Annotated in this window: 25 protein-coding genes; 7 read left to right on the top strand and 18 right to left on the bottom strand. The window is 73.0% G+C overall.

Annotated features, from left to right (window positions below):
- Positions 1–46 precede the first annotated feature (46 nt).
- Both kdgD and ACFOY6_RS09250 read right to left on the bottom strand, forming a co-directional pair.
- On the bottom strand, positions 47–982 hold the full coding sequence (kdgD, locus tag ACFOY6_RS09255) for a 5-dehydro-4-deoxyglucarate dehydratase (RefSeq protein WP_379631882.1): 936 nt from the start codon (positions 980–982) through the stop codon (positions 47–49).
- Between the two features lie 67 nt (positions 983–1,049).
- Positions 1,050–1,961, bottom strand: coding sequence for an ROK family protein (locus tag ACFOY6_RS09250; protein WP_379650294.1), 912 nt, complete (start codon positions 1,959–1,961; stop codon positions 1,050–1,052).
- A gap of 112 nt (positions 1,962–2,073) precedes the next feature.
- Here ACFOY6_RS09250 and hisA point away from each other — a divergent pair, with 112 nt between their 5' ends.
- Positions 2,074–2,796, top strand: coding sequence for a 1-(5-phosphoribosyl)-5-[(5-phosphoribosylamino)methylideneamino]imidazole-4-carboxamide isomerase (gene hisA, locus ACFOY6_RS09245; protein ID WP_379650292.1), 723 nt, complete (start codon positions 2,074–2,076; stop codon positions 2,794–2,796).
- A 6-nt stretch (positions 2,797–2,802) separates the two neighbouring features.
- Here hisA and ACFOY6_RS09240 read toward each other — a convergent pair whose 3' ends face one another.
- The 12 genes from ACFOY6_RS09240 to aroA form a co-directional block, all read right to left on the bottom strand.
- On the bottom strand, positions 2,803–4,062 hold the full coding sequence (locus ACFOY6_RS09240) for a DUF2254 domain-containing protein (RefSeq protein WP_379650290.1): 1,260 nt from the start codon (positions 4,060–4,062) through the stop codon (positions 2,803–2,805).
- 88 nt (positions 4,063–4,150) lie between these two features.
- Complete coding sequence (trpA, locus tag ACFOY6_RS09235; RefSeq protein ID WP_109515736.1) at positions 4,151–4,981, bottom strand: tryptophan synthase subunit alpha; 831 nt, start codon at positions 4,979–4,981, stop codon at positions 4,151–4,153.
- The gene (gene trpB, locus ACFOY6_RS09230) at positions 4,978–6,195 is read right to left on the bottom strand and encodes a tryptophan synthase subunit beta (RefSeq protein WP_379650288.1); all 1,218 of its coding nucleotides are present in this window, start codon (positions 6,193–6,195) and stop codon (positions 4,978–4,980) included. The genes trpA and trpB overlap by 4 nt, the downstream gene beginning before the upstream one ends.
- 146 nt (positions 6,196–6,341) lie before the next feature.
- Positions 6,342–6,986, bottom strand: a complete 645-nt coding sequence (locus tag ACFOY6_RS09225) for a phosphoribosylanthranilate isomerase (RefSeq protein ID WP_456316310.1) — start codon at positions 6,984–6,986, stop codon at positions 6,342–6,344.
- Between the two features lie 17 nt (positions 6,987–7,003).
- Positions 7,004–7,723 carry an orotidine-5'-phosphate decarboxylase gene (gene pyrF / locus ACFOY6_RS09220; protein WP_379631875.1) on the bottom strand — a complete coding sequence of 240 codons (720 nt, stop codon included), beginning with the start codon at positions 7,721–7,723 and terminating at the stop codon, positions 7,004–7,006.
- A 2-nt stretch (positions 7,724–7,725) separates the two neighbouring features.
- Complete coding sequence (locus ACFOY6_RS09215; RefSeq protein WP_109515739.1) at positions 7,726–8,082, bottom strand: lipopolysaccharide assembly protein LapA domain-containing protein; 357 nt, start codon at positions 8,080–8,082, stop codon at positions 7,726–7,728.
- Positions 8,079–8,408, bottom strand: coding sequence for an integration host factor subunit beta (ihfB, locus tag ACFOY6_RS09210; protein WP_109515740.1), 330 nt, complete (start codon positions 8,406–8,408; stop codon positions 8,079–8,081). Before ihfB ends, ACFOY6_RS09215 begins: the two co-directional genes overlap by 4 nt.
- Before the next feature lie 97 nt (positions 8,409–8,505).
- A complete protein-coding gene (gene sppA, locus ACFOY6_RS09205) occupies positions 8,506–9,432 on the bottom strand; it encodes a signal peptide peptidase SppA (RefSeq protein ID WP_379650286.1) in 927 nt (308 codons plus the stop codon).
- A gap of 105 nt (positions 9,433–9,537) precedes the next feature.
- Positions 9,538–11,661, bottom strand: coding sequence for a catalase (locus ACFOY6_RS09200; RefSeq protein WP_379650284.1), 2,124 nt, complete (start codon positions 11,659–11,661; stop codon positions 9,538–9,540).
- Between the two features lie 227 nt (positions 11,662–11,888).
- Positions 11,889–13,598 carry a 30S ribosomal protein S1 gene (rpsA, locus tag ACFOY6_RS09195; RefSeq protein WP_379650282.1) on the bottom strand — a complete coding sequence of 570 codons (1,710 nt, stop codon included), beginning with the start codon at positions 13,596–13,598 and terminating at the stop codon, positions 11,889–11,891.
- Between the two features lie 403 nt (positions 13,599–14,001).
- On the bottom strand, positions 14,002–14,664 hold the full coding sequence (gene cmk / locus ACFOY6_RS09190) for a (d)CMP kinase (protein ID WP_379635803.1): 663 nt from the start codon (positions 14,662–14,664) through the stop codon (positions 14,002–14,004).
- On the bottom strand, positions 14,661–16,046 hold the full coding sequence (gene aroA, locus ACFOY6_RS09185; protein WP_379650280.1) for a 3-phosphoshikimate 1-carboxyvinyltransferase: 1,386 nt from the start codon (positions 16,044–16,046) through the stop codon (positions 14,661–14,663). The genes cmk and aroA overlap by 4 nt, the downstream gene beginning before the upstream one ends.
- 81 nt (positions 16,047–16,127) lie before the next feature.
- On the opposite strand from aroA, the gene ACFOY6_RS09180 reads away from it, so the two are divergent.
- The 5 genes from ACFOY6_RS09180 to ACFOY6_RS09160 all read left to right on the top strand — a co-directional run bounded on the left by ACFOY6_RS09180 (position 16,128) and on the right by ACFOY6_RS09160 (position 20,701).
- Positions 16,128–16,448, top strand: coding sequence for a TIGR02300 family protein (locus ACFOY6_RS09180; RefSeq protein ID WP_109515745.1), 321 nt, complete (start codon positions 16,128–16,130; stop codon positions 16,446–16,448).
- A gap of 255 nt (positions 16,449–16,703) precedes the next feature.
- Positions 16,704–17,942 (top strand): class I SAM-dependent methyltransferase, encoded by a 1,239-nt coding sequence (locus ACFOY6_RS09175; RefSeq protein ID WP_379650278.1) that lies wholly within the window; start codon positions 16,704–16,706, stop codon positions 17,940–17,942.
- Entirely contained in the window at positions 17,939–18,484 is a 546-nt protein-coding gene (locus ACFOY6_RS09170; RefSeq protein WP_379650276.1) for a YdcF family protein, read from the top strand. The genes ACFOY6_RS09175 and ACFOY6_RS09170 overlap by 4 nt, the downstream gene beginning before the upstream one ends.
- Positions 18,485–18,650: 166 nt before the next feature.
- Positions 18,651–19,724: a threonine aldolase family protein gene (locus ACFOY6_RS09165; protein WP_379650274.1), complete on the top strand. Its 1,074-nt coding sequence runs from the start codon at positions 18,651–18,653 to the stop codon at positions 19,722–19,724.
- 11 nt (positions 19,725–19,735) lie between these two features.
- A complete protein-coding gene (locus ACFOY6_RS09160) occupies positions 19,736–20,701 on the top strand; it encodes an SMP-30/gluconolactonase/LRE family protein (protein ID WP_379650272.1) in 966 nt (321 codons plus the stop codon).
- A 107-nt stretch (positions 20,702–20,808) separates the two neighbouring features.
- On the opposite strand, the gene add is transcribed toward ACFOY6_RS09160, so the two are convergent.
- The 3 genes from add to ACFOY6_RS09145 all read right to left on the bottom strand — a co-directional run bounded on the left by add (position 20,809) and on the right by ACFOY6_RS09145 (position 25,261).
- Entirely contained in the window at positions 20,809–21,912 is a 1,104-nt protein-coding gene (gene add / locus ACFOY6_RS09155; protein ID WP_379631864.1) for an adenosine deaminase, read from the bottom strand.
- Between the two features lie 5 nt (positions 21,913–21,917).
- Positions 21,918–23,495, bottom strand: a complete 1,578-nt coding sequence (locus ACFOY6_RS09150; protein WP_379650270.1) for an ABC transporter substrate-binding protein — start codon at positions 23,493–23,495, stop codon at positions 21,918–21,920.
- Between the two features lie 125 nt (positions 23,496–23,620).
- Positions 23,621–25,261: a bifunctional metallophosphatase/5'-nucleotidase gene (locus tag ACFOY6_RS09145; protein ID WP_379650268.1), complete on the bottom strand. Its 1,641-nt coding sequence runs from the start codon at positions 25,259–25,261 to the stop codon at positions 23,621–23,623.
- 126 nt (positions 25,262–25,387) lie between these two features.
- On the opposite strand from ACFOY6_RS09145, the gene ACFOY6_RS09140 reads away from it, so the two are divergent.
- Positions 25,388–26,302 (top strand): sulfite exporter TauE/SafE family protein, encoded by a 915-nt coding sequence (locus tag ACFOY6_RS09140; RefSeq protein WP_109515752.1) that lies wholly within the window; start codon positions 25,388–25,390, stop codon positions 26,300–26,302.
- Here ACFOY6_RS09140 and ACFOY6_RS09135 read toward each other — a convergent pair.
- A partial coding sequence (locus ACFOY6_RS09135; RefSeq protein WP_379650266.1) for a hypothetical protein occupies positions 26,297–26,542 on the bottom strand: 246 nt, incomplete at its 5' end. The genes ACFOY6_RS09140 and ACFOY6_RS09135 overlap by 6 nt on opposite strands.

Here is a 26,542-nt window from a genome sequence, read left to right as displayed (position 1 = left end):
GCCGGGGGAAGGAATTCCCCCGGCCTCCCATCTTCTTCCTGCCGGTTCAGGCGGCGGCGGCGAGCGGCCTCGGCAGCTTCGCGATCAGCGCCTTCAGCATGTCCATCTCCGCCGCGTCCAGGTCGGTCAGCGGCGCGCGCACCGGGCCGGCCGGGCGGCCCACCGCGGCGCAGCCCGCCTTCACGATGGAGACCGCATAGCCCTTCCGGCGGTTGCGGATGGCGATGTAGGGCAGCACGAACTCCCGCAGGCCCTGATAGACCGTGGCCGCATCCTTCGCCCGCACCGCCTTGTAGAAGGCATTGGCGAACTCCGGCACGAAGTTGAAGATGGCCGAGGAATAGGTCGTCACGCCCATCTCCAGATAGGGCAGGGCGAAGGTCTCGGCGGTGGGCAGGCCGCCCACATAGGTCAGCCGGTCGCCCATCCTGGCGTAGATGCGCGTCATCAGCTCGATGTCGCCCACGCCATCCTTGAAGCCGACGAGGTTCGGGCAGCGCTCGCAAAGCCCGGCCAGCGTGTCCTCGTTCAGGATGGCGTTGTCGCGGTTGTAGACGATGACGCCGAGCCGGGTGCTCTTGCACACCGCCTCGATATGCGCGGCAAGGCCCGCCTGCTCCGAGTTCACCAGGTAGTTCGGCAGCAGCAGCAGCCCGTCGGCGCCCGCCGCCTCGGCCGATTGCGCCAGCTCCTTCGCGATCGGCGTCGCCATGCCGGCCGCCGCGATCACCGGCACCTTGCCGCCCACCTCCTCCACCGCGTCCTTCACCACCACGGCGATCTCGGCGGGGGAGAGGTTGAAGAACTCGCCCGTGCCGCCGGCGGCGAACAGCCCGGCGGGGCCGTGGCCCAGCATCCAGCCCACATGCTCGCGGTAGGGCGCGGCGTCGTAGCTGAAATCCGCCCTGAAGTGGGTGACGGGGAAGGACAGCAGGCCGCTGCCGATCTGCTGCGCCATCTCGGCGGGGGTCATGCGGGCCATGCGCGGCTCCTCCGGCTGTTTGTCAGGTCATCATACGTCCTATGCCTGTCCGCGCAACCATCCTTGTTCACCCCGGCCCGGGGAGGTCCCAGAGCCGGGCGGCGCCGAACACGCCGGAGGAATCGCCATGCCGCGCCGGCCGCAGCCGGCATTGCGCCACGTCGCCGAACACATGCGCCGCCATCAGCCGCGGCACCGTCTCGTAGAGGGTGGCGAGGTTGGAGAGGCCGCCGCCCAGCACCACCACATCCGGGTCGATCAGGTTGGTCACCGCCGCCAGGGCGCGGGCGAGGCGGCCGGCGTGCCGCTCCAGCGCGGCTCGTGCCGCCGCATCCCCGGCCGCAGCGGCGGCCTCGATGCCGCCGGCATCGCGCTGGCCCTCCCCCTTCCAGTCGGCCGCCAGGGCGGGGCCGCAGAGCAGCGTCTCCAGGCAGCCGCGCTGGCCGCACCAGCAGGCGGGGCCGGGGTGCTCCCCAGGCGCCGCCCAGGGCAGGGGGGTATGGCCCCATTCGCCGGCCACCCGGTTCAGCCCCTCGATCAGCCGCCCCTCCACCACCAGACCGCCGCCCACGCCGGTGCCCAGGATGACGGCGAACACCACCCCGAAGCCGGCGCCCGCGCCATCCGCCGCCTCGCTCAGCGCCAGGCAGTTGGCGTCGTTGGAAAGGCGCACCGGGCGGCCCAGCGCCGCCGCCAGGTCGCGGTCCAGCGGCCGGCCGTTCAGGCAGCGGGTGTTGGCGTTGCGCACCAGCCCGGTGGCCGGGCTGAGGCTGCCAGGGATGCCGACACCGACACTGGCGCCGCCCTCCTCGCCCAGTTCCGCCTCCGCCGCCGCCACCAGCCCGGCCAGCAGGCCGAGGATGCCGTCGTAATCCTGCGGCGTGGCGGCGCGTCGGCGCAGCCGCACCGCGCCCGCCGGGTCGAGCGCCACGATCTCGGTCTTGGTGCCGCCCAGGTCGATGCCGATACGGAATTTCATCGCCGCAGGATGCAGCCCCGGCACGCCGCGGCCAAGAGGCGGCGGCGCTGCTGGACCACCCGGCCGGGCCGGGCTATCCCCGCCGCTCCGCCAGCAGCCTCCGGACCGCGCCATGCCCTTCACGCTCTACCCCGCCATCGACCTCAAGGCCGGCCAGGTGGTGCGCCTGAAGCGCGGCGACATGGCACAGGCCACCATCTACGGCGACCCCGCCACCCAGGCCGCCGCCTTCGACAAGGCCGGCTTCGGCTGGCTGCACGTGGTGGACCTCGACGGCGCCTTCGCCGGCCGCCCGGCCAATGCCGCGGCGGTGGACGCCATCCTGGCCGCCACCACCCGCCCTGTTCAGCTCGGCGGCGGCATCCGCGACATGGCGACGGTGGAGGCCTGGCTGAAGCGCGGCATCGCCCGGATCATCCTCGGCTCGGCGGCGGTGAAGGACCCGGATTTCGCCCGCGCCGCCTGCCGCGCCTTCCCCGGCCAGGTGGCCGTGGGCATCGACGCGAAGGACGGCATGGTGGCGACCGAGGGCTGGGCCGAGGTGAGCAGCGTCTCCGCCCTCGACCTCGCCCTGGCCTTCGAGGATGCCGGCGCCGCCGCCATCATCCACACCGACATCGAGCGGGACGGCATGCTGGGCGGCGTGAACGTGGAGGCCACGGCGGCGCTGGCGGCGCGGCTGTCCACGCCGGTCGTCGCGTCGGGCGGCGTGGCGGGGGTGGAGGACATCCTGGCGCTGCGCGCCGCCGGCGGGGTGGCCGGCACCATCATCGGCCGCGCCCTCTACGATGGGCGGATCACGCCCGAGGCCGCCATCGCCGCCGCGCGGGGCTGAGGCCGCTCAGCCCGGAAGGGGGGCGGGCACCGCCTCCGCCAGCCGGCGCAGCGTCTCCCGCTCCGCCGGGAGCAGGAGGGCCTTGTCGGCCCGCGCCAGGGCCTCCCGCGCGTGCCGGGCGGCCATGGGGGCGAGGCGCCCATGGCCGGCGCCGGCCAGCATGGCCAGGGTCCGCTGTAGCCGCATCCCCACCTCCAGCACGCCCGCGCCGTCGCGCGCCAGCGGGCGGAAGAAATCGTCGAACATCTCCTCGGCCTGCAAGCCGGGCAGGTGCAGGTTGCGGTAGCGGCATTCCTCCGCGGGCGGGCGGTCCATCGCCACCGCCCATTCCGCCAGCAGCCGGCCGCCGGCATTGATGACGCTGATCGCCGTGCCGGGGTCGTTCACCGCCGGCGACAGGGCGCGCGAGCCGATCTCGGACAGCACGATCAGCCCGAAGCGCGGGTCCTGGTCGTAGGAGCGCTCCTCGGCCAGGGTGAAGGCGCCGCGCAGGCGCTCCGCCATCGCGTCGTCGAAGGGCCCGTCGAGCCACAGCAGCGGCCGGCCGGGATGCACATAGGCGCCGGGCCGCACCGCCACATGCGCCGCACCGCCCGCCTCCTCTGCCAGTTCGGAGAGCAGCCCGGTGTCGATGTACTGCACATAGCCCCGCCCTTCCGGCTCCACGGCGCGGGCGGCGGGCGGCACCATGACCGGCGGCAGGCCGCCCAGATGCGGCAGGCGCGCCGCCTCGCGCAGCGCCTCGCGCGCCGCCGTCTCGATGCGGTGGGTGGTCTCCCCCACCCGGCCGAGGCGGGAGAGGTGCTCCATCCAGCGCACCAGCGTCACCACGATCCAGACGATCACCAGCACCGTCACGGCGAAGAGGATGACGCGCCCGCTCTCGCCATACAGCCCGGTGCTGAGCGCGACGATGCCCACCACCGCGTAGAGGAAGCTGCCGAGGAAGGTGGAGATGGCGTTCTGCGCCGTCCGGTCCTCGATCAGCAGGCGGGTGGCGCGCGGCGTGGCGTTGCTGGTGGCGGCCGAGAAGGCCGAGACCATGGTGGTGAGGGAGAAGGTCGTCACCGCCAGCATGCTGCTGGCCAGGATGCCGAGGATGTTGTCCACCGCCTCGGCGCCGATGGTGGCGGTGATCTCGTAGGGGATGAAGGGCGCCGCCACGGCGGAGAACAGCGCCGTCACCACCGCCAGCAGGGCGAAGAAGGCGGCGCGGAACCAGAGCTTCCGTGTCAGCCTGCGCAGCAGCCAGCGCCAGCGGCTCATGCCCGTCCCTCCTGCCATGCTGCCGCCAGGAACCCGGCGGAAGCGGAGGAGTTGCGCCGGGCCGGCCTGGCCCGGCGCGCTCCCATCCTCAGGCCGGGACGCGGGCGCCGCGCACGGCTTCCGACAGCTCGCGCACCTGGTCGAGCACCTTGCGCACCGTGTCGGGGCGGGCGCGGCCCTTGTCGTCGAGCGACTTCGCCAGCGTGTCGATCAGTGCCGAGGCCACCACCGCGCCATCGGCGATCTGCACCGCCTCCGCCGCCTGCTGCGGCGTGCGGACGCCGAAGCCGATGGCGATGGGCAGGTCGGTGTGCCGCCGCACGCGCGGGATGGCCTCCGCCAGCACGTCGCGCGAGGCGCTGCGCGTGCCGGTGATGCCGGCGATGGCGACGTAGTAGATGAAGCCGCTGGTGCCGGCGAGCACCTTGGGCAGCCGCGCATCGTCCGTGGTGGGGGCGATGAGGCGGATCAGGTCCAGCCCCTCGGTGGCGGCGTGCGGGGCCAGCGCGTCCGCCTCCTCGGGCGGCATGTCCACCACGATCAGGCCATCGACGCCGGAGGCGCCGGCATCGCGGCAGAAGCGCTCCTCCCCATAGGAGAGGATGGGGTTGAGGTAGCCCATCAGCACGATCGGCGTCTCGTCATCCTCGCGCCGGAAGTCCCGCACCATGGCGAGCGCGCCGGCCAGCGTGCCGCCGGCCTTCAGCGCCCGCTGGCCGGCCAGCTGCACGGTGGGGCCGTCGGCCATCGGGTCGGTGAAGGGGACGCCGAGCTCGATCAGGTCCGCCCCGGCGCCGGGCAGGCAGCGCAGCAGCGCCATGCTGGTGGCCGGGTCCGGGTCGTAGGCCTCGATGAAGGGCATCAGGGCGCCGCGCCCCTCCGCCTTGAGCTGCGCGAAGCGGGCGGCGATGCGGCTCACAGCGTCACTCCCATGTGCTTCGCGACGGTGAAGATGTCCTTGTCGCCCCGGCCGGAGAGGTTGAGGACAATGATCTTATCCTTGTCCATCGTCGGCGCCAGCTTCATCACATGCGCCAGGCCATGGGCGGATTCGAGGGCGGGGATGATCCCCTCCAGCTTCGAGCAGAGCTGGAACGCCTCCAGCGCCTCGTCATCGGTGACGCTGACATAGGTGGCGCGGCCGATCTCGTGCAGCCAGGAATGCTCCGGCCCGATGCCGGGATAGTCCAGCCCCGCCGAGATCGAGTGCGCCTCGGTGATCTGGCCGTGATTGTCCTGCAGCAGGTAGGTCTTGTTGCCGTGCAGCACGCCCGGGCGCCCGCCGGCGATGGCCGCCGCGTGCTCGCCGCTCTCGAGGCCACGCCCCGCCGCCTCGACGCCGTAGATCGCCACGCCCTCATCGTCGAGGAAGGGGTGGAACAGCCCCATGGCGGAGGAGCCGCCGCCCACCGCGCAGACCAGCGCGTCCGGCAGCCGCCCTTCGGCGGCCAGGATCTGCTGGCGCGTCTCCTCGCCGATCACGCACTGGAAGTCCCGCACCATCTGCGGGAAGGGCGCGGGGCCGGCGACGGTGCCGATGCAGTAGTAGGTGTCCGACACATTGGCCACCCAGTCGCGCAGCCCCTCGTTCATCGCGTCCTTCAGCGTGCCGGCGCCGGAGGTGACGGGCACCACCTCGGCCCCCAGCAGCTTCATGCGGAACACGTTGGGCTGCTGCCGCTCCACGTCGGTCGCGCCCATGTAGACGACGCATTTCAGCCCGAACAGCGCGCAGGCCGTGGCGGTGGCCACGCCATGCTGCCCGGCGCCCGTCTCGGCGATGATGCGCGGCTTGCCCATCCGCTTGGCCAGCATGATCTGGCCCAGCACGGCGTTGATCTTGTGCGCGCCGGTGTGGTTCAGCTCCTCGCGCTTGAAGTACACCTTCGCGCCGCCGAGGTGCTCGGTCAGCCGCTCGCACAGCCAGAGCGGGCTGGGCCGGCCCACATAGTCCTTCAGCAAGCGACGCCACTCCGCCATGAAGGCCGGGTCGTTGCGGGCCTCGTTATAGGCCTGCTCGACCTCCTGGATGACGGGCATCAGCGTCTCGGCGACATAACGGCCGCCGAACTGACCGAAGCGACCGCGCCCATCCGGGCCCTGACGCAGAGAATTTGGCAGAGGCTTGTTCACTCATCCCTCCAGGCCGCGCATCGTCACGCGTGCGCTGTCATATGGGGCCAGGGCGGACCGCGCCACCCTGGGGCCGGCTCATAGTTTTAAACGAAGCGACGGCCGGGGGAATGAATTCCCCCGGGCCCCCTTCTTTTTTCTGGCCGTCAGGCGCCGTGGGCAGCGGCGACGAAGGCCGAGACCAGCACCGGGTCCTTCACGCCGCGCATCCGCTCCACGCCGGAGGAGACATCCACCGCCGGCGCGCCGGTGGCGCGGATGGCGGCGGCCACGTTCACCGGCGTCAGCCCGCCGGCCAGCATCCAGGGGCGCGGGATCTCCCGGCCGGCCAGCAGGGACCAGTCGAAGCTCACCGCGTTGCCGCCGGGCAGCTCGGCGCCGCGCGGCGGCTTGGCATCCAGCAGGAAGCGGTCCACCGCCGGCGCGTATTCGGCCAGCAGGGCGAGATCCTCCTCCCCGGCGATGCCGAGCGCCTTCATCACCGGCAGGCCGAAGCGCGCGCGGATGGCGGCGCAGCGCTCCGGGCTCTCCATGCCGTGCAGCTGCAGCAGGCCGAGCGGCGCCTCGGCCAGCACCGCCTCGATCAGCGCGTCCTCGGCATCGACCAGCAGGCCGACATTCACCGGGCGCCGCCCGGTGCCGCCGCGCGCCGCCAGCGCCGCCGCCTGCTCCGGCGGGACGGCGCGCGGCGAGGGCGGGTAGAAGACGAAGCCCACCCACTCCGCCCCGGCATGGCAGGCGGCGTCATAGGCCGCGGCGTCGTTGATGCCGCAGATCTTCACCTGGGGGATGGGGAGCAGGGCCGGCATCAGCGTGGCAGGCTGGCCGCGATGGCGGCCGCCGCCGCGCCCGGATCCGGCGCGCCGGTGATGGGCCGGCCGACCACCAGCCAATCCGCCCCCAGCGCCGCTGTCTCCTCCGGCGTGGCGATGCGCGCTTGGTCGCCCGCCGCGCTGCCGGCCGGGCGGATGCCCGGCACCACCAGCAGCGGCGCGTCGCCGAAGGCATCGCGCAGGCGGCTCACCTCCTGCGGGCTGCACACCAGCCCGTCGGCGCCGGCCTCCAGCGCCAGGCGCGCCAGCCGCAGCACCTGCTGCGCCGGGCCGCCGGAGACGCCCGTCTCGGCCAGCGCCGCGGCGGTGAAGCTGGTCAGCACCGTGACGGCCAGGATGGCCGGGCGCGCCTCGCCCAGCGCATCCTCGGCGGCGCGGCGCGCGGCCTCGATCATCGCCGCCCCGCCGCCGCCATGCAGCGTCAGCATCGCCGGCGCCGCGGCGCGGTCGGCGCAGACGGAGCGCACGGCGCCGGCCACGGTGTTCGGGATGTCGTGGAACTTCAGGTCGAGGAAGACGGGCCGGTGCCGGGCGATGCGCCCCACCACCCCCGGCCCGGCGGCGCAGAACAGCTCCAGCCCCACCTTCACCAGCCCGACATGCGGCGCCACCGCCTGGGCCCAGCCCTCGGCCCGCGCCGCGTCCGGCGTGTCCAGCGCGGCGATCAGGCCGGCCGCGTTCGGCTTCCGCAGCATCGTCAGCGGGCGGCCACGGCTGTCGAGGAGGCAGGCGCGGGCAGGGTGGCCTCGAGGCCGGGCACGGCGCCCTTGGCCTCCTGCTGGCCACGCAGCTCGGCCAGCTCGGCCTCCAGCAGCTGGGCGGCGCGCTGCATCCTGCGGGCGCGGCGGCGGTAGCGCAGCGCGCCGCCCCAGGCCACCAGCGCGCCGAGCAGGAAGAACAGCGCGGCGGCGCCCAGCATGGCGCCCGCCAGCGGCACCTCCCAGCGCAGGTCGAAGGGCCAGAGCTGCAGCGACACCGGGTCGGTGTTGGAGATGGTGAACAGGACCAGCAGCAGCAGCAGCAGCGCGGTCAGCAGGAAGCCGAGGATTTTCATGAAGGGGTCACCGTACCGCGGGGGCTGCGCTTCGGGGCCTGCAGGGGGCCGCCATTGACACGCTCCCGCAGCTCCTTGCCAGGCTTGAAATAGGGGACGGACTTGCCGGACACTTCAACCGCTTCCCCGGTGCGGGGGTTGCGGCCGGTGCGCGGGTCGCGCTGCTTGGCGGAGAAGGCGCCGAAGCCGCGCAGCTCGACGCGGTCGCCACGCGCCAGGGCGTTGGTGATCTCGTCGAAGATGGTGCCGACGATCAGCTCGACATCGGGCTGGCGCAGATGCGGGTTGGCCGCGGCCAATTGCGCGATCAGTTCGGATTTGGTCATGGCGCCCCTGTTTCCTGCCGCCGGGTTTCCTGCCGCCGGCCGCGGCCCCTGCCGGGCTGCGCGCCCGTTCCCCCGCCCCTGGCTGCGCCAGCGCCGGTCATCGCGGAAGCTGCCAAACGGCCCGGACGCCGTCAATCGCGCCCCATTCCGAGGCGATGCCCCGCACCAGCGCCCGCAGCGAGAAGCCGAGCGCCCGCTCGGCCGGGCCGCGCGGGTCGAGGTCGCGCACCGGCAGGCCGGCTGGCAGCTTCGCCTCGGCCTCCAGCCAGGCGCGCGCCTCCGGCTCGCCGCCGATGGCGTCCACCAGCTTCAGCGCCAGCGCCTGCCGGCCGGTGTAGACGCGGCCATCGGCCAGGCGCGCCACCTCCTCCGCCGGCAGGGCGCGCCCCGCCGCCACCAGGGCCACGAACTGCGCGTGCATGTCCCGCAGCACCGCCTCCAGCGCGGCGCGGCCCTCGGGGCTGAGCGGGCGGAACGGGTTGGGCTCGCCCTTCAGCGGGCCGGAGGTGAGCATCTCGGCGCGGATGCCGAGGGTGCGCATCAGCTCGCCCACGTCGAAGGATTGCAGGATGACGCCGATCGAGCCGGTGAGGGTGGACTCGCGGGCGAAGACGCGCTGCGCCGGCATGGCGATCATGTAGCCGGCCGAGGCGGCGGTGCCGCGCATCACCGCCACCAGCGGCTTGCCGGAGTCGCGGAAGCGGAGCAGCGCCGCGTGCAGCCCCTCCCCCCCCGCCACTGTGCCGCCGGGGCTGTCGATCGACAGGATCATGCCGCGCACCGCCGGGTCCTTCGCCGCCCGGGCGATGGCCTCGGTCATCTTGCGGTCGTCGGTGATGGTGCCCTCGACCGAGAGGCGCAGCACATGGCCCCGCAGCCCGCCCACGCCGCCTTCCAGGCCGGGCGCGAAGGCGGCGAACAGCGCCGCCAGCACCGCCAGCACGGCGAGCACCCGCCACAGCGCCAGGCGGCGCTTCAGGCGGCGGCGGTCCACCAGCAGGTCGTGTTCGAGGGAGGCGCTCATGCTGCCGGCATCAATGCCGGGGCGCGGGGCGGCGGGTCAAGCATGGGAGCGACCGCCCGGGGCCGGGGCGGCGGATTTCCCGCCGCCCCGCGCCTCCGGCCGGCCTCAGACGGCGTGCACCTGCGCCTCGCGCTCCCAGAAGCGGAGCTGGCGGCAGGCGGCGAGGAAGGCCTTGGCGTCCGCCGCCCCGCCGAGGGGGAGGAAGCCGGCATCCGGCTCGTCCAGCCCCGCCTTGCGGAACAGCGCCTGCGCCGCCGGGGCATGGCCGATGAACTTGGCGTGGGCGTAGGCGTCGTTGACGAAATCCTTCGCCGTCGCCTCCTTCGCCAGCAGCGCCGCGCCTGCCTCCGAGGGGATCACCGCCACCGCGTCGTAGAGCACGGAGGGGCCGCCATTGACCTTCTGCTTGGCCGGCACCGTCGTGCCGTCGCTCAGCGTGACGCCGCCGACGCGCGGCGCCACCAGCTCGACCAGCGCGCCCTCCGCCTCGGCGGCCGCCTGCAGCGCCTGGAGCAGCGCGGCGTCCGTGCCGTCCGTCACCAGCACGCCGAGCTTGCGGCCCTTGAAGTCCTTCGGGCCGTTGCGGAGGATGCTGAGCGCCGGGGAGGGCGGCAGGTCGGCCACCACCGGGCGGGCCGGCTCGGCGGCGGGCGGCATGTCGCCCAGGCCCAGCCCCTCGGCCACGCCCCATGCCAGCGCCTCGTCCACGTTGCGCAGGTGGGAGACCATGCGGGCGCGGATGGACAGCGTCTCCACCTTGCTCAGCTCGAAGACGAAGGCATCCTTGATGTGCGTCCGCTCGACCGGGGTCTGGCTGACGTAGAACTGCCGCGCCTGGCTGTAGTGGTCGGCGAACAGCTCGGGGCGGATGCGCAGCTTCGCGCCGCTCTCCTGCGCCGGATGGGTGCGGAAGCCCCGCTCGCGCGATTCACGCGGGCCGCCCGCGGCGCCGCCCCAGGAATTCGGCTCGTAGTTCACCCGACCCTTCGGGTTGCGCATGGCCATGTGGCCATCCTGCTGGAAGTTCCGCACCGGCACCTTCGGCGCGTTGATCGGGATGTGGGTGAAGTTCGGCCCGCCCAGGCGCTTCAGCTGCGTGTCCAGGTAGGAGAAGTTGCGGCCCTGCAGCAGCGGGTCGTTGGTGAAGTCGATGCCGGGGACGATGTTCTGGGTGCAGAAGGCCACCTGCTCCGTCTCGGCGAAGAAATTGTCCACCATCCGGTCCAGCACCATCCGGCCGACGATGCGCACCGGCACCAGCTCCTCCGGGATGATCTTGGTGGCGTCCAGCACGTCGAAGGGGAATTTCTCGGCGAAATCCTCGTCGAACACCTGCAGGCCCAGCTCCCATTCCGGGAAGTCGCCGGACTGGATGGCGTCCCACAGGTCGCGGCGGTGGAAGTCGGGGTCGGCGCCGTTCAGCTTCACCGCCTCGTTCCACACCACGGATTGCAGGCCGAGCTTCGGCTTCCAGTGGAACTTCACGAAGCTGGCGCGGCCCTCGGCGTTGACCAGCCGGAAGGTGTGGACGCCGAACCCCTCCATGAAGCGCAGGCTGCGCGGGATGGTGCGGTCCGACATGATCCAGAGCGCCATGTGCATGGCCTCCGGGCTCAGCGAGATGAAGTCCCAGAAATTGTCGTGCGCCGTCTGCGCCTGCGGGAAGCCGCGGTCCGGCTCCTGCTTGGCGGCGTGGATCAGGTCCGGGAACTTGATGGCGTCCTGGATGAAGAAGACCGGGATGTTGTTGCCGACGAGGTCCCAGTTGCCCTCCTGCGTGTAGAACTTCACCGCGAAGCCGCGCACGTCCCGCGCCAGGTCCGGCGAGCCCTTGTTGCCGGCGACGGTGGAGAAGCGCAGGAACACCGGCGTCCTCTCGCCCTTGCGCTGGAACAGGTCGGCATGGGTCAGCTCGGCGAGCGATTCATAGGGCTCGAAGAAGCCATGCGCGCCGACGCCGCGGGCATGCACCACCCGCTCCGGGATCCGCTCATGGTCGAAGTGGAACATCTTCTCCCGGAAGTGGAAATCCTCCAGCAGCGCCGGGCCGCGCGGGCCGACGCGCAGCGTGTTCTGGTCGTCGGCGACGGGGATGCCTTGCTGGGTGGTCAGCACCGGCACCTCGCCGCCCGCGAGCTGGTGGGTCTCGCCGCCCGCCCCGCGATGGATCTCGGCATCGGCGATGGTGGCGGGTTGCAGCGCGTCGCCGCGCAGCGTGTCGTTGCTCATGGCAGGTCTCCCTTGGGCCTTGCCGCCGCCAGGGAACCCGCAGGAGGGAGCGGGCGCGGCAGCACTCGCGGGGGAGAACGCGGCCTAGCCCCAGTCGTTGAGGCGTGAGGCCAGCCATCGGTGCGGAAAAGTCGCCGGGCCCCGAAACGCGGACGCCCCGGGTGGAGGGTCCACCCGGGGCGCCGCGCAACCCGCCCGGCACGAGGCCGGGCGCGCTGGTCTGAGGATCAGTCCTCGGAGGCCATCTGGTTGCGGCGGCGGATGGCCGCGCCCAGGATGTCGCCCAGCGAGGCGCCGGAGTCGGCGGTGCCGTACTCCTTCATCGCCTCGCGCTCCTCCTCCACTTCCTTGCCCTTGATGGTCAGGGCCAGGCGGCGGGCGGCGCGGTCCACGGCGGTCACCTTCGCATCGACCTTCTCGCCGATGGCGAACTTGTCGGGGCGCTGGTCGCCACGGTCACGGGCCAGCTCGGCGCGGCGGATGAAGCCGGTCAGCACCTCGTCCACGCGGACCTCGATGCCGTTCTGCTCGACCTTCGTCACCACGCAGGTGACGACGTCGCCCTTGCGGACGCGGTCCAGCACCTCGGCGGCCGGGTCGGCCTGGAGCTGCTTGATGCCGAGCGAGATGCGCTCCTTCTCGACGTCAACGTCCAGCACCTTGGCCTTGACGATGTCGCCCTTCTTGTAGGCGGCCATCGCCTGCTCGCCCGGGATCTCCCAGGAGAGGTCGGACATGTGGACCATGCCGTCGATCTCGGGCGCCAGGCCCACGAACAGACCGAACTCGGTGATGTTGCGGATCTCGCCCTCGACCATCGAGCCGGGGCCATGGCTCTCCAGGAACAGCTCCCAGGGGTTGCCCTGGGCCTGCTTCAGGCCGAGCGAGATGCGGCGCTTCGGCTCGTCCACGTCCAGGATCATCACGTCGACTTCCTGCGAAGTGGCGACGATCTTGCCCGGGTGGACGTTCTTCTTGGTCCAGCTCATCTCGGAGACGTGGACCAGGCCCTCGACGCCCGGCTCCAGCTCCACAAAGGCGCCGTAGTCGGTGATGTTGGTCACGCGGCCCGAGAACTTGGCGCCCACCGGGTACTTGATGGACACGCCCTCCCACGGGTCGGACATCAGCTGCTTCATGCCGAGGCTGATACGCTGCGTCTCGGAGTTGAAGCGGATGACCTGCACGCGGACCTGCTGACCGATGGTCAGGGCCTCGGAGGGGTGGTTGATGCGGCGCCAGGCGATGTCGGTGACATGCAGCAGGCCGTCCACGCCGCCGAGGTCGACGAACGCACCGTAGTCGGTGATGTTCTTGACCACGCCGTCGAGGATCATGCCCTCCTTCAGGCCCTGGATCAGCTCCGAGCGCTGCTCGGCGCGCGTCTCTTCCAGAACAGCGCGGCGCGAGACCACGATGTTGCCGCGGGCGCGGTCCATCTTCAGGATCTGGAAGGGCTGCGGCGAGCCCATCAGGGGACCCACGTCGCGCACCGGGCGGATATCGACCTGGGAGCCGGGCAGGAAGGCCACGGCGCCGCCGAGGTCGACGGTGAAGCCACCCTTCACGCGGCCGAAGATGACGCCGTTGACGCGCTGCTGCGCGTTGAACGCCTTCTCCAGGTTGGTCCAGGCCTCCTCGCGGCGGGCCTTCTCGCGCGAGAGCACGACGGAGCCGTCACGGTCCTCGTAGCGCTCGACGAACAGCTCGATCACGTCGCCGGGCTGCACCTCGGCCCGCTGCCCCTGGGGGGCGAATTCCTTGAGGGGCACGCGCCCCTCGGACTTCAGCCCGACATCCACGACCGCGAAGTCATCGTCCACCCGGATCACCTTGCCGGTGACGACGGAGCCGGCGAAGCCGGTATCGGCGCCCAGGGTCTCGTCCAGCAGGGCGGCGAAGTCTTCGGTCATGGACGGGCTGTTGGCATTAGCCATGAAGCAGAGTGTTCCTGATCCGCCCCGGCGGCGCCGCGGGAGGATTCCTGCGCCCCCGCTCGCGCGGGCACGGCTTGACCGAGCGCCCGCTCCGGCAGGAGGGACGCCCTTCGGTCCAGATCATGACAGGCGGAGTGTCGGCCCGCCTTTTCCGGTCCGGGAAGGTGGGAAGCCCGAGGGCCGCCCGCCAGGGTCCGGACTTCCCGCCGCCCTGCGGCAGCGGGAATGGGGGACTCGCCTAGGCCAGTTGGGCCGCGAGCGTCAAGCGGATTCTGTCAAAGGCGCAACAATCCGGCGGGGGAGGATTTCAGGCGGCAGAATGAATTCTCCCGCCCGGCCTCCCTCTTCTTCCTTTCGAAAGTTCTCGGCCGCGTCAGCCAGGGTGTTGTCAGGCCGGGCGTTGTCAGCCCAGGCGTTCGCGCACCAGCGCCCAGGCGGCGGCGAAGGCCGCCTCGGCGTCCAGCGCGGTGGTGTCCAGCAGCAGCGCGTCCCCGGCGGGCTTCATCGGCGCGGTGGCGCGGCTGGCATCCTGCGCGTCCCGCGCCCGCAGCTCGGCCAGCACCTGCGCCGGGTCGGCCTCCACGCCGCGGCCGCGCAGCTCCAGCCAGCGGCGGCGGGCACGCTCCTCGTCGCTCGCGGTGACGAACAGCTTCACCGGCGCCTCGGGGAAGACCACGGTGCCGATGTCCCGCCCGTCCAGCACCGCGCCATGGGTGCGGCCGAAATCCCGCTGCCAGTCCAGCAGCGCGGCGCGCACGGCGGGGATGGCGGCCACGGCGCTGGCGGCCCGATCGGCCGCCGGGCCGCGCAGGTCGGGGCGGCGCAGGTCCTCCGGCGTCAGCGCGCGGGCAGCGGCCTCGGCGCGGGCCGGATCGGCGGGGTCGGCGCCCTCGTCCAGCAGGCGGCGGCCGGTGGCGCGGTAGAGCAGGCCGGTGTCCAGGTAGGGCAGGCCGAGCGACTCGGCCAGGCGCCGCGCCAGCGTGCCCTTGCCCGCCGCCGCCGGCCCGTCCACCGCGATCACCACCCCGGCAAGGCTGCGCGCGGGCGCCGGCTGCGCCCCGCTCATGCGGTGGCCGGGTGGTTCAGCCGGCGCAGGGCATCGCCCCCCGCCGCGCGGTTGATGAGGTCGGCGAAGCCGGGGAAGGAGGTGTCGATGAAGCTGGCATCGTCCACCGTCACCGGCTGCGCGGTGGCCAGGCCCAGCACCAGCGCGCTCATGGCGATGCGATGGTCCATATGGGTGACGACGGTGCCGCCGCCCGGCGGCGGCGCGCCGGTGCCGTGCACCAGCATGTCGTCGCCCTCGATCTCCACGCGGATGCCGTTGGCCGCCAGCAGCGCGGCGGTCGCGGCCACGCGGTCGCTCTCCTTCACCCGCAGCTCGGCCAGGCCGCGGAAGCGGCTGACGCCGCTGGCGCAGGCGGCGGCGACGGCCAGGATGGGGTATTCGTCCACCATCGAGGGCACCCGCTCGGGCGGCACGTCCACGGCGCGCAGCGCGCCGAAGCGGGCGGTCAGGTCGCCCACCGGCTCGCCGCCCTCGGTGCGGGCATTCTCCACCGCCAGGTCGGCGCCCATCTCGCGCAGCGTGGTGAACAGGCCGGTGCGCAGCGGGTTCAGCCCGACATGCGCCACCGTCAGGACCGAGCCCGGCACCAGCAGCGCCGCCACCAGCGGGAAGGCGGCGGAGGAGGGGTCGCCCGGCACCGCCACGGGGGCGGCCACCAGCTCCGGCTGGCCGTCCAGCTCGATGACGCGGCGGTGGCCATCGGCCTCCACCCGCACCGTGGCGCCGAAATGGCGCAGCATGTTCTCGGTGTGGTCGCGCGTCGCCTCCGGCTCCACCACGCGGGTCACGCCGCGGGCGCAGAGGCCGGCCAGCATCACCGCCGACTTCACCTGCGCCGAGGCCATGGGCAGGGTGTAGTCCAGCGGCATCGGCTGGGCGGCACCCTCGATGGCGAGCGGCAGCCGGCCGCCGGCGCGGCCGGTGAAGCGCGCGCCCGAGGCCGAGAGCGGGTCCGTCACCCGCTTCATCGGCCGCTTGCGCAGGCTGGCGTCGCCGGTCAGCACGGCGAAGAGCGGGTGGCCGGCGAGCAGGCCGCAGATCAGCCGCGCGGCGGTGCCGGAATTGCCCATGTCCAGCACGTCCGCCGGCTCCACCAGCCCGCCGACGCCGCGGCCGGAGACCTGCCACTGGCCTTCGCCCAGCCGCTCCACCGTGGCGCCCAGCGCCCGCATGGCGGCGGCGGTGCGCAGCACGTCCTCCCCCTCCAGCAGGCCGGAGATCTCGGTGCGGCCGACGGCCAGCGCGCCGAACATCAGCGCGCGGTGGCTGATCGACTTGTCGCCGGCGACCGTCAGGCGGCCGGAGAGGCCCTGAAGCGGCCGGGAGGCGCGCAGCGGCCTTGCATTCGTTCCATGTTCCACAAGGGCGGGGTTTGACATGGGGGCGGGGTGCGTGGCAATGCGCCCCGTGTTTTTCGGCCGGCCCATCCCTGGCCCGCCTTTCCCGGGATACTCACGCTGATGGCCAAGCCCGAACTGGGTCTGAAACGCACTTGCGTCGCCTGCGGTGCCAAGTTCTACGATCTGACCCGCCAGCCGGCGGTGTGCCCCAAGTGCGGCACCGAGCAGCCCGCCGAGCAGCCGCGCCTGCGCCGCGCCGCCGCCGTGGTCGAGGAGAAGGTCAAGAAGCGGCCCGTCCCGGTCGAGGCCGATGGCGACGAGGTCGAGATCGAGGACGTCGACGCCGATGACGCGATCGACGACGCCGAGGACCTCGATGACGCCGAGGACGACATCGACGCCGAGATCGAGGTCGAGACCGACCGCGAGGAAGAGAACTGACCGCCTCCGGGCGCGCCGACTCGCAGGAATGACGATTTGGAGCCGGGGGAATTCATTCCCCCGGCTTTTTTATTGGCGCCCCTACTGGCGCTCCATCGCGAACATCGCGATCCGCACCAGCGCGCTGACCACGAGCAGGACCAGGACGATCCGGGAGAGGGTGGAGATCGGCGGCATGCCCTCCACATGGTTCCTGGCGGCCCGGCATGGAAGGCTCGCTGGCGCGGCGCCGCGGCATCGCCTATCCGGTGGGGCATGGACGCCACCGATGCCCATCTCGCCGCCCAGTACGAGGCCTACCCCTACCCGCAGCGCGACCCGCGCGAGGAGGCGAAGCGCCTGATCGTCGGCAGCCCGAGCCACCTGCGGGAGATCGACCATTGGATCTTCGGCGCCCGCCGCCCGGCCACGCAGCCGCTGCGGGCGCTGATGGCGGGCGGCGGCAGCGGCGACGGCACGATGATGCTGGCGCAGCAGATGCAATGGGCCGGCCGCCCCGGCGAGGTGGTGTGGCTCGACCGCTCCGCCGCCGCCCGCCAGGTGGCCGAGGCGCGGGCCAGGCAGCGCGGCCTCGCCAACATCCGCTTCGTCAACGGCTCGCTGCTCGACCTGCCGTCGCTGGGCCTCGGCGCATTCGACTACATCGATTGCTGCGGCGTGCTGCACCACCTGCCGGACCCGGCGGCGGGGCTGGCGGCGCTGGCGGGCGCGCTGGCGCCGGGGGGCGGCATCGGGCTGATGGTCTATGCCCCGCATGGCCGCACCGGCGTCTACATGCTGCAGGACGCGCTGCGCCTGCTGGCACCGGAGGAGGAGCCCCCCGCCGCCCGGGTGGAGGCCGCCCGCCGCCTGTGGAAGCACCTGCCCGAGACCGCCTGGCTGCGCCGCAACCCCTGGATCACCGACCATCTCGATGGCGGCGATGCCGGACTCTACGACCTGCTGCTGAACCCGCGCGATGCTTCCTTCAGCGTGCCGCAGCTGGCGGCGCTGATCGGGGGGGCCGGGCTCAGGCTCCGCTGCTTCGTCGAGCCGCTGCGCTACGACCCGGACCGCTATCTGCCGGACCCGCGCCTGCGTGCCCGCACCGCCGCACTGGACCCCGTGGCCCGCGCGGCGCTCGCCGAGTCGATCTGCGGCAACATGGGCATCCACATCGCCTATGTGACGCGCGACGAGGCCCCGGAACCCGCCTGGGACGACCCCGCCGCCATCCCGGTCCTGCGCGAGCTGGACGGCGCGGCGCTGGCCAAGGGGCTGCCCCGGGACGGGGTGCTGCGCGTCACCTTCGACGACATCCGCCTCGGCATCCCGCTGCCGCGCCTCGCCGCCGCCATCCTGGCGCGGGTGGACGGGCAACGCCGCATCGGCGAGATCGGCGACGCGCTGGCCGCCAACGGCATCCCGCGCGAGGCCTTCGCGCGGGACTGGGCGGCGCTGCGCGATGCCATGGAGCCGCTCAACCGCCTGCTGCTGGCCGCCCCGCCCGGATGAGCGATCCTCTGGAGCAGCGGCCGGCCATCGTCATCTTCGGCGCCGCCGTGCGCGCCGATGGCGGCCCGAGCCTGACGTTGCGCCGCCGCGTGATGGCCGCCGCCGCCTTCGGCGCCACCCTGCCCAGCCCGCTCTACGTGCCCACCGGCGCCAAGGGCCGCCACGGCCCGGCCGAGGCCGAGGTGATGGGCCGCCTGTTGCAGGATCTCGGCGTGCCCGCCGCCGCCATCCGGCTGGAACCCACGGGGACGGACACGCTCTCCTCCGCCCGCGCCTGCGCCGCCCTGCTGCGCGGGCATCAGGGGCCGGTCTATGCCGCCAGCAGCGGCTACCACCTGCCGCGCTGCGTCATGCTGCTGCGGCTCTACGGCCTGCGCGCGCGCGCCGCGCCGCCGCCCGAGGCCGCCCATGCCTGGCGGGAGCGCTGGTGGTGGCGCGGGCGGGAGGCGCTGGCCCTGCCCTATGACGCGGCGCTGGCCTGGTGGGAGGTGCGCCGCGCCCCGGCCGCCCCGCCCCCTGCCCCTCCCCCTGGCCAGGGCTGAGGCTCCCGGTGTAGAAGCCGCGCCAGCATCGCGAGTCGGGCCCCGCCCCGACGCCAACCTGCCCCGTCCGTGGCAAGGTGGCACCCCGGCGACGGGGGATGTGGCCGCGCTCGGCAATCCAACGGCGCCCACCTCGATGCGGAGCATGGAAGGAAGGGCGCCGCCGATGGACCAGCAATTCGCCAGCGACAACTATGCGGGCCTCTGCCCCGAAGCCTGGCAGGCCATGGCCGAGGCCAATGCCGGCCACGCCCCCGCCTATGGCGACGATCCCTGGACCGCCCGCGCCGCCGACCGCTTCCGTGCCCTGTTCGGCACGGAATGCGAGGTGTTCTTCGTGTTCAACGGCACGGCGGCCAATGCGCTGGCCCTGGCCGCGCTGTGCCAGAGCTACCACAGCGTGATCTGCGCCGAGGCGGCGCATGTCGAGACCGACGAGTGCGGCGCGCCGGAATTCTTCTCCAACGGCTCCAAGCTGCTGGTGGCGCCCGCCAGCGGCGGCCGGCTGACGCCGCACGCCATCCGCACGCTGGCCACCGCGCGGGGCGACATCCACTACCCCAAGCCGCGTGCCGTCACGATCACCCAGCCCACCGAGACGGGCGAGGTCTATTCGCTGGCGGAGATCCGCGCCATCGCCGCCGAGTGCCGGGCGCTCGGGCTGCGCCTGCACATGGATGGCGCGCGCTTCGCCAATGCCTGCGCCAGCCTCGGCTGCACCCCGGCCGAGATGACCTGGCAGGCGGGGGTGGACGTGCTCTGCTTCGGCGGCACCAAGAACGGCATGGCGGTGGGCGAGGCGGTGATCTTCTTCAACCGCGCCCTGGCCGAGGATTTCGACTACCGCTGCAAGCAGGCGGGGCAGCTCGCCTCCAAGATGCGCTTCCTGGCCGCGCCCTGGGTGGGCATGCTGGAAAGCGGCGCCTGGCTGCGCAACGCCGCGCATGGCAATGCCTGCGCGCGGGACTTCGCCGCCATGCTCGATGGCATCCCCGGCGTGGCGCCGATGTTTCCCGTGCAGTCCAACGCCGTCTTCCTCCAGGCGCCGCCGGCGGTGCTGGAAGGGCTGAAGGCGAAGGGCTGGCGCTTCTACACCTTCATCGGCGGCGGGGCGCGCTTCATGTTCGCCTGGGATGCCCGGCCGGAGCGGATGCGGGCGCTGGCCGACGACCTCCGCGCCCTGGCCGCCAGGGATAGTGCCGCGCCACGCCCCGTGCCAGTCTTCTCATCAGACAAGTGAGGGAGAACACCATGACCCCGACCGGCCTGAACGAGACGCCCTGGGAGCCCAGCCAGCGCTACCCCGAGCCGCGCTTCCGCGCCTTCGACCCCGCCTTCCTGCGCTTCCGCGCCATGAACGGCACGGTGGAGAAGCTGGCCGGCGGCTGCCGCTGGGCGGAGGGGCCGGTCTGGTTCGGCGACCAGCGCGCCCTCTACTGGTCCGACATCCCGAACGACCGCATCCTGCGCTGGGACGAGGCCACGGGGCAGGTCGCCACCTTCCGCCAGTCCTCCAACTACGCCAACGGCAACACGCGGGACCGCCAGGGCCGCCTCGTCACCTGCGAGCACCTGACGCGGCGCGTGACGCGCACCGAGCATGACGGCGCCATCACCTTGCTGGCCGACCGCTACGACGGCAAGCGCCTGAACTCGCCGAACGACGTGGTGGTGAAGTCCGACGGCTCCATCTGGTTCACCGACCCGCCCTTCGGCATCCTCGGCTACATCGAGGGCGAGAAGGCGGAGCCGGAGCTTTCGCAGGGCGTCTACCGCATCGACGGGCAGAGCGGCGCCGTCACCCTCGTCACCGACGAGCTGGCCGGGCCGAACGGCCTCGCCTTCAGCCCGGACGAGCGCATCTTCTACGTGGTGGAAAGCCGCGCCGAGCCGCGCCGCATCGTCGGCTACGACGTGGGCGAGGATGGCCGCCTCTCCAACCGCCGCACCGTGGTGCAGGGCGCCGCGGGCGACACGCCGGACGGCTTCCGCGTGGACACCGAGGGCAACCTCTGGTGCGGCTGGGGCATGGGCGGCGCGGAGTTCGACGGCGTGCGCGTCTTCACCGCCGAGGGCCGCCCGCTCGGGCAGATCGACCTGCCGGAGCGCTGCGCCAACATCTGCTTCGGCGGGCGGCACCGCAACCGGCTGTTCATGGCCGCCTCGCGCTCGCTCTACAGCGTTTACGTCAATGCGCAGGGCGTGGCAGGGGGGTAGGAATCTTCTTTTTCTGAAGAAAAAGAAGCAAAAAGACTTTGTCAGTTTGGCGGTGCGCTGGTTGAGAAGCGTGACACCAAACTGACAAAAAGTTTTTTGTTCTTTTTTTAAAAAGAACTTCTTTCTGACTCTTTCACCTCTCGCATGATGGCGAGATCCAGCCTGCGGTCTTCCGGGTCCAGCGCCGCCTCCAGCGCATCCAGCCGCGCGCTGAACTCGGCGCGCAGTTCGGCCTTGCGCGTCTCCGGCAGCCAGCTCGCCTCCACCCCGGCCAGGCTGAGCTGCCGGGCCTGCGCCGGCTGCCAGCCCAGCGCGTCGAACAGGGTGCGCCAGCAATGGCCCATGCTGGTGTGGAAGAAGGTCGGGTCGTCCGTGCCCAGCACGATGTTCACTCCCGCCTCGTAGAGCTGCCGGATGCGCTGCTGGCGCGGCGCCCGGTTGGCCGGGATGGAGGACCAGCAGGCCATGGTGAAGGGCACCTGCTCCGCCGCCGCGCGGGCCAGGATCGCCGGGTCGGCCAGCATGTTGTAGCCGTGGTCCAGCCGGTCGCAGCCCAGCGCGTCGCGGCAATGGGTGAAGTGGGCGGGCGGGCCCTCGAACAGCGTCTGGTTGTCCTCGCAGACATGGGCGGTGCGGCGCAGCCCGGCGCGGCCGGCGCGGCGCCACGCCTCCACCCACAGCAGCGGCGGCCCGGCGCGCTCGGCGCCATCCAGCCCGATGCCCACCACCTGCGGGCGCGGGTGGCGCTGCACCCACTCCAGCATCTCCAGCGCCTCGGAAGGCAGGCAGACGCTGCGGTCGATGCAGGCGATGAGCAGGGCGGAGGTGCCGAACTCCGCCTCGGCGCGGGCGAGCCCGTCGATCAGCCCATCGACGATCTCCGGGTAGGTGGCGCCGTTCGGCGTGTAGTAGTGCGGGTTGAAGAAGATCTCGGCGTGGCGGACATTGCCGTGCCGGTGCAAATCCTCGATGCACTCATAGGCCACGCGGGCGAACTCCTCGCGCCGCCGCACCGCCAGGGCGCCGAGCCGCAGCACCTCGAGGAAGCCGTAGAAATCCGGCCACTGGTAGAGCGTCTCCGCCGGGCGCGGCAGGCGCACGCCATTGGCCGCCGCCAGTTCCACCAGCGTGGTGGCGCGCACCGCGCCGGCGATGTGCAGGTGCAGCTCGACCTTCGGCACGAGGTCGAGATAGTCGGAATAGCCCAGCATGGCGCTCAGCGCCCCCCGCGGGCGATGTTCCAGAGGAACATGGCCGGGCCGGTGGGCACGCCGGTCAGCTCGGCGCGCCAGGCGGAGGCGGCGACGAACTGGCCGAGCGGCATGTAGAAGCCGGCCTCGGCGGCGCGGGCATGGATCTCGCCCGCCAGCCGCTTGCGCTCGTCCTCGCTGCCGGCGGCGGCGAAGGCGGCGCGCAGCCGCTCCACCGCCTCGTCCTTCGGCCAGCCGGCGAAGCCCGCCGGGCCGGGGCCGGCGCCGTTCAGATAGACGTTCTGCAACGGCGTCTGCATGTCCGGCACGGTGTTGGTGGTGTGGAAGATGTGCCAGCCCTCCGGCCGGGCGCGGCGGCCGAAGAAGGTGTTCAGGTCCATCGCCTGCATGTCCACCGTGAAGCCGAGCCGGGTCAGCAGATCCTGCGTCACCAGCCCCAGCGCGGCGATGCCGGGGGCGTCGGCCGGGTGCAGGATGACGACGGGCTTCGAGAGATCGGCCCCGCTCTCCGCCAGCAGGCGGCGGGCGCCTTCGAAATCGGGCGCGGCGGGCATGCCGGCGGCGGTCTCGTAGGGCGTGCCGCAGCCGTAGAAGCTGCGGCATTCCCGCCCGTATTCGGCGCGGCCGGCGACGCCGGGCAGGTAGTCGGCCTGGTTCACCGCCAGCATCACGGCGCGGCGCACCTGCACGTTGTCGAACGGCGCCTGGAGGTGGTTGAAGCGCAGGATGCCCTGGTAGCCGAAGGGGCTCACCACCTGCACCTTCACCTGCCGGTTCCGCTCCAGGATGGGCAGCACATCGGCCGGCAGCCGCTCCAGATAATCCACCTCGCCGGTGGAGAGCGCGCTCACCTGGCTGGAGACATCCGGCATGGCGATCAGCTCGATCCGCTCGAAGCGCGGATGCTTGGCCCCGCTGGCCCAGACGGAGGGCTCCGGGCGCGGCCGGTAGCCGGCATGGCGGGCGAGCACGATGCGGTCGCCGGGGCGGTATTCCTCGGCCACGAAGCGGTAGGGGCCGGAGCCGATCGGCTCAGTGACCGGGCGGGTGGCGGGCGTCTCGGCCAGGCGCTTCGGCATGATCATCGGCACCATGGCGCCCGGCTTGGCCAGCGCCTCCAGCACCAGCCCGAAGGGCTCGCGCAGCACCAGGCGGAAGGTGGCGGAATCCACCGGCTCCAGCGTGGCGGTGGCGCGCAGCAGCATGCCGCCCAGCGCGTCCCGCGCGCCCCAGCGGCGCAGGCTGGCCACGCAATCCTCGGCGGTGACGGGGGCGCCGTCGTGGAAGACCAGCCCTTCGCGCAGGGTGAAGCGCCACTCCAGCCCGTTCTCGCTGCGCTCCCAGCGCTCCACCATCTGCGGCCGGGGCCGCCACTGGTCGTCCACCGCGAAGAGCGTGTCGAAGACGAGGTAGGAGAAGTCCCGCGCGGTGAAGCTGGTGGTGAAGTGCGGGTCGAGGATGGTGGTCAGCGTCTCCGGCACGACGCGCAGCGTGCCGGCGCGGCCCGGCGACTGCGCCCGCGCGGCGGTGGAGAGCAGGGCGGGCACGCCAAGGGGAGCGGCGAGGAGGGTGCGGCGGAGCATCGCGGGGGAACCTCTACAAAGCGGGCGGGCGGGGCGCCGCGCCGGTAATGTCCGGCGCAGCAAGAATCATGCGCGAGAACCATGGGGCAAGAACCATGCCCGGCGGCCCGTGAAAACCCGCCCTATCACTCCGCGCGGATGCGCCCCTCCGTCGCGGCGCGCGCGGCGCGCGCGGCGCCCCCGGCGGCGAGGTGGCGGGCCACCGCCTCGTCCATGGGCAGGCCGTTGTCGCGGGCCATCAGCGCCCGGTCGCGAAAGGGCAGGTAGCCATCGCCGCCGCGGCGCAGGAAGTCGTTGGTGACGAGGCGGTAGGCCCGCTCCGGCTCCAGCGGCCGGCCGCCGATGGTCACCGCCGCCACCCGCTCGCCCACTGGCGCCTGCGGGCGGATGCGCAGCGCCATCCCCGCCACCTGCGGGAAAGCGCCGCCCGAGCCGGCGCGGGAGAGGCCGATCTCCAGCGCCGCGCGCAGGTCGGCGCCGCGCAGCACCAGGAAGGCGAGGGTGTTGCCGAAGGGCAGCGCCTCCAGCACCGCGCCGCGGCTGATCATCCCTTCCGGCAGGCCGGCGCGCAGCCCGCCGCCATTGGTCAGCGCGATCTCGGCCTCCGGCTCGGCGGCCAGCATGGCGTCGGCCACGAGGTTGCCGAGGGCGCATTCGCCGCCGCGGCAGCCTTCCGGCGTCAGTCCTGGGGCGCCGGGGCCGGCGGGGCTGGCGCGCAGCGCGGCCAGCGGCGCGGCGAAGCCGGCCAGCAGCGCCGCCACCGCCGCATCCTCGGCCAGGGCGGCGGTGACGGGGCGCACCGCGCCGCCATGCGCCAGCACCCGCCCATCCGCCGCGAGGTCCAGCGAGAGCCGGCCGAGCCAGCGCCCGTAGGAGCCCGCCTGCACGATGCGGACGGCGCGGTCCGGCCCATCCGCCAGCAGGGGGTGCGGGCCTTCCGCGCCGGGCAGGCCATCGGCCAGCAGGGTGTGGGAATGGCCGCCGACGATGAGGTCGAGGCCCGGCACGGCGGCGGCCAAAGCGAGGTCGCTGGCCAGGCCCAGATGCGAGAGCACGAGGATGGTGCCGGCCCCCTGCGCCCGCAGCACGGCGGCCTGCCGGGCGGCGGCCTCCTGCGCGTCGGTGAAGGCGAGGTCGGGGCCGGGGCTGGAGGCGCGCGGCGTGGTCTCCGTCGTCAGGCCGATGACGCCGATCCGCGCGCCGCCGCGCTCGAACAGGGCCGAGGGGCGGATGCGCGCGGCCAGCGCCGGCATCCGGCGGGTGTCGAGATTGGCCGAGAGCAGCGGGAAATCCACCGCCCCGGCGTAGCGCAGCAGCCCCTCCGGCCCGTGGTCGAACTCGTGGTTGCCGAGCGCCATGGCCTCGCAGCCCGTGGCGCGCTGCACCGCCGCCTCGGCCAGCCCGCCATGGGCGGTGTGGTAGAGGCTGCCGGTGAACTGGTCGCCGGCGTCGAGTTGCAGCACGGCGCGGCCGGCGGCGGCGGCCTCGGCGCGGGCCTCCGCCAGGGCGGTGGCCAGCCGTGCGCTGCCGCCCAGGCAGTCCCGCCCCGGCGCGCAGGCGGCGCCGCTCGGCTGCTGGCCCTCGTGCCGGGCGTGGAAGTCGTTCAGGTGCAGCAGCGCGAGCCGCGCCTCCACCTCGGCGCGGGGCCGGCGCAGGGCGGGAAGGGCCAGCGCCAAGCCGAGCGGCGCGACGCGCAGCAGGGCGCGGCGCGGCAGGCCGGGCCGGGCGGGGGCGGCGGGGGAGGGGGCAGGAGAGTCGGGCGGCATGACGGATTCCCCACGGGCAGCCCCGCTTTAGCCCAAGTCCCGCCGCATTCGGAATGTCCCTTGTCTGCCGGGCATGACGGGTCCAAACCGGAAGCCTGTCCTTCTGGCGTAAAGACTGGAACCGCGATGCAGGTCTACCTGCCGATCGCCGAAATGTCGGTGGATGCCCTGCTGCTGCTGGGCATTGGCTTTGGCGTGGGCTGGCTCTCGGGGCTGTTCGGCGTGGGGGGCGGCTTCCTGCTCACCCCGCTGCTGATCCTGATCGGCATTCCCGCCCCGGTGGCGGTGGCCTCGGGCGCCAACCAGACGCTGGGTGCCTCGGTTTCCGGCCTCATCGCGCAGTGGCGGCGCGGCAATGTCGACCCCCGCATGGGCGGCGTGCTGCTGGTGGGCGGCTTCATCGGCTCCGGCCTCGGCGTGCAGCTCTTCGCCTGGCTGCGAAGGCTGGGGCAGGTCGATCTCGCCGTCTCGATCTTCTACGTCGTCATCCTGGGCAGTGTCGGCGCGCTGATGGTGCGCGAGAGCGTGCGCGCCATCCTGCGCCGGCGGCGGCAGGGCGGCCCCGCCCGGCTGCACGCGCATTTCTGGATGCACGGCCTGCCCTTCAAGCTGCGCTTCCGCAAGTCGCGCCTGTACATCTCGGTCATCCCGCCGCTGCTGGTGGGGCTGGCCATCGGCGTGCTCTCGGCGATCATGGGCGTCGGCGGCGGCTTCATGCTGGTGCCGGCGATGATCTACCTGCTCGGCATGCCCACCGCCGTGGTCATCGGCACCTCGCTGTTCCAGGTGGTGTTCGTCGCCGCCAACGTCACGCTGCTGCAGGCGGTGCAGACCGGCAGCGTCGACATCGTGCTGACGCTGCTGCTGCTGATCGGCGGCGTGGCGGGGGCGCAGTTCGGCGCCAGCATGGGCACCCGCCTGCGTGGCGAGGAGACGCGCGCCCTGCTCGGCCTGCTGGTGCTGGGCGTGGCGCTGAGCCTGCTCTGGGGCCTGGTGGTGACGCCGGACAGCCAGTTCGCCGTGGGCCCGATGCCCCTATGAGCCTGTGGCGGCCAGCGGGGGCGCGGGCGCGCCCGGCGGGAGCGGCGCGCGCCGGCTGCCGCGCCGGTCTCCATGCCGTTCTGGCCATGGCGCTCGGCCTGCTGCTCGCCGCTCCCGTGGCGGAGGCCCAGGCACCCGCCCCGCCGCCGCGACGCCCGAGCCCAGCGCCACCGGCCCGCCGAGCTGGAACACGCCGGAGAGGTTCAGCCCCACCGCCAGCATCAGCCAGCCCATGCCGGC

The organism is Teichococcus aestuarii (genome assembly GCF_042651065.1).
Classification (GTDB): Bacteria; Pseudomonadota; Alphaproteobacteria; order Acetobacterales; family Acetobacteraceae; genus Pseudoroseomonas; species Pseudoroseomonas aestuarii.
Note: the sequence above shows the minus strand (reverse complement) of the source record. Positions and strands in the feature narration are given on the sequence as shown.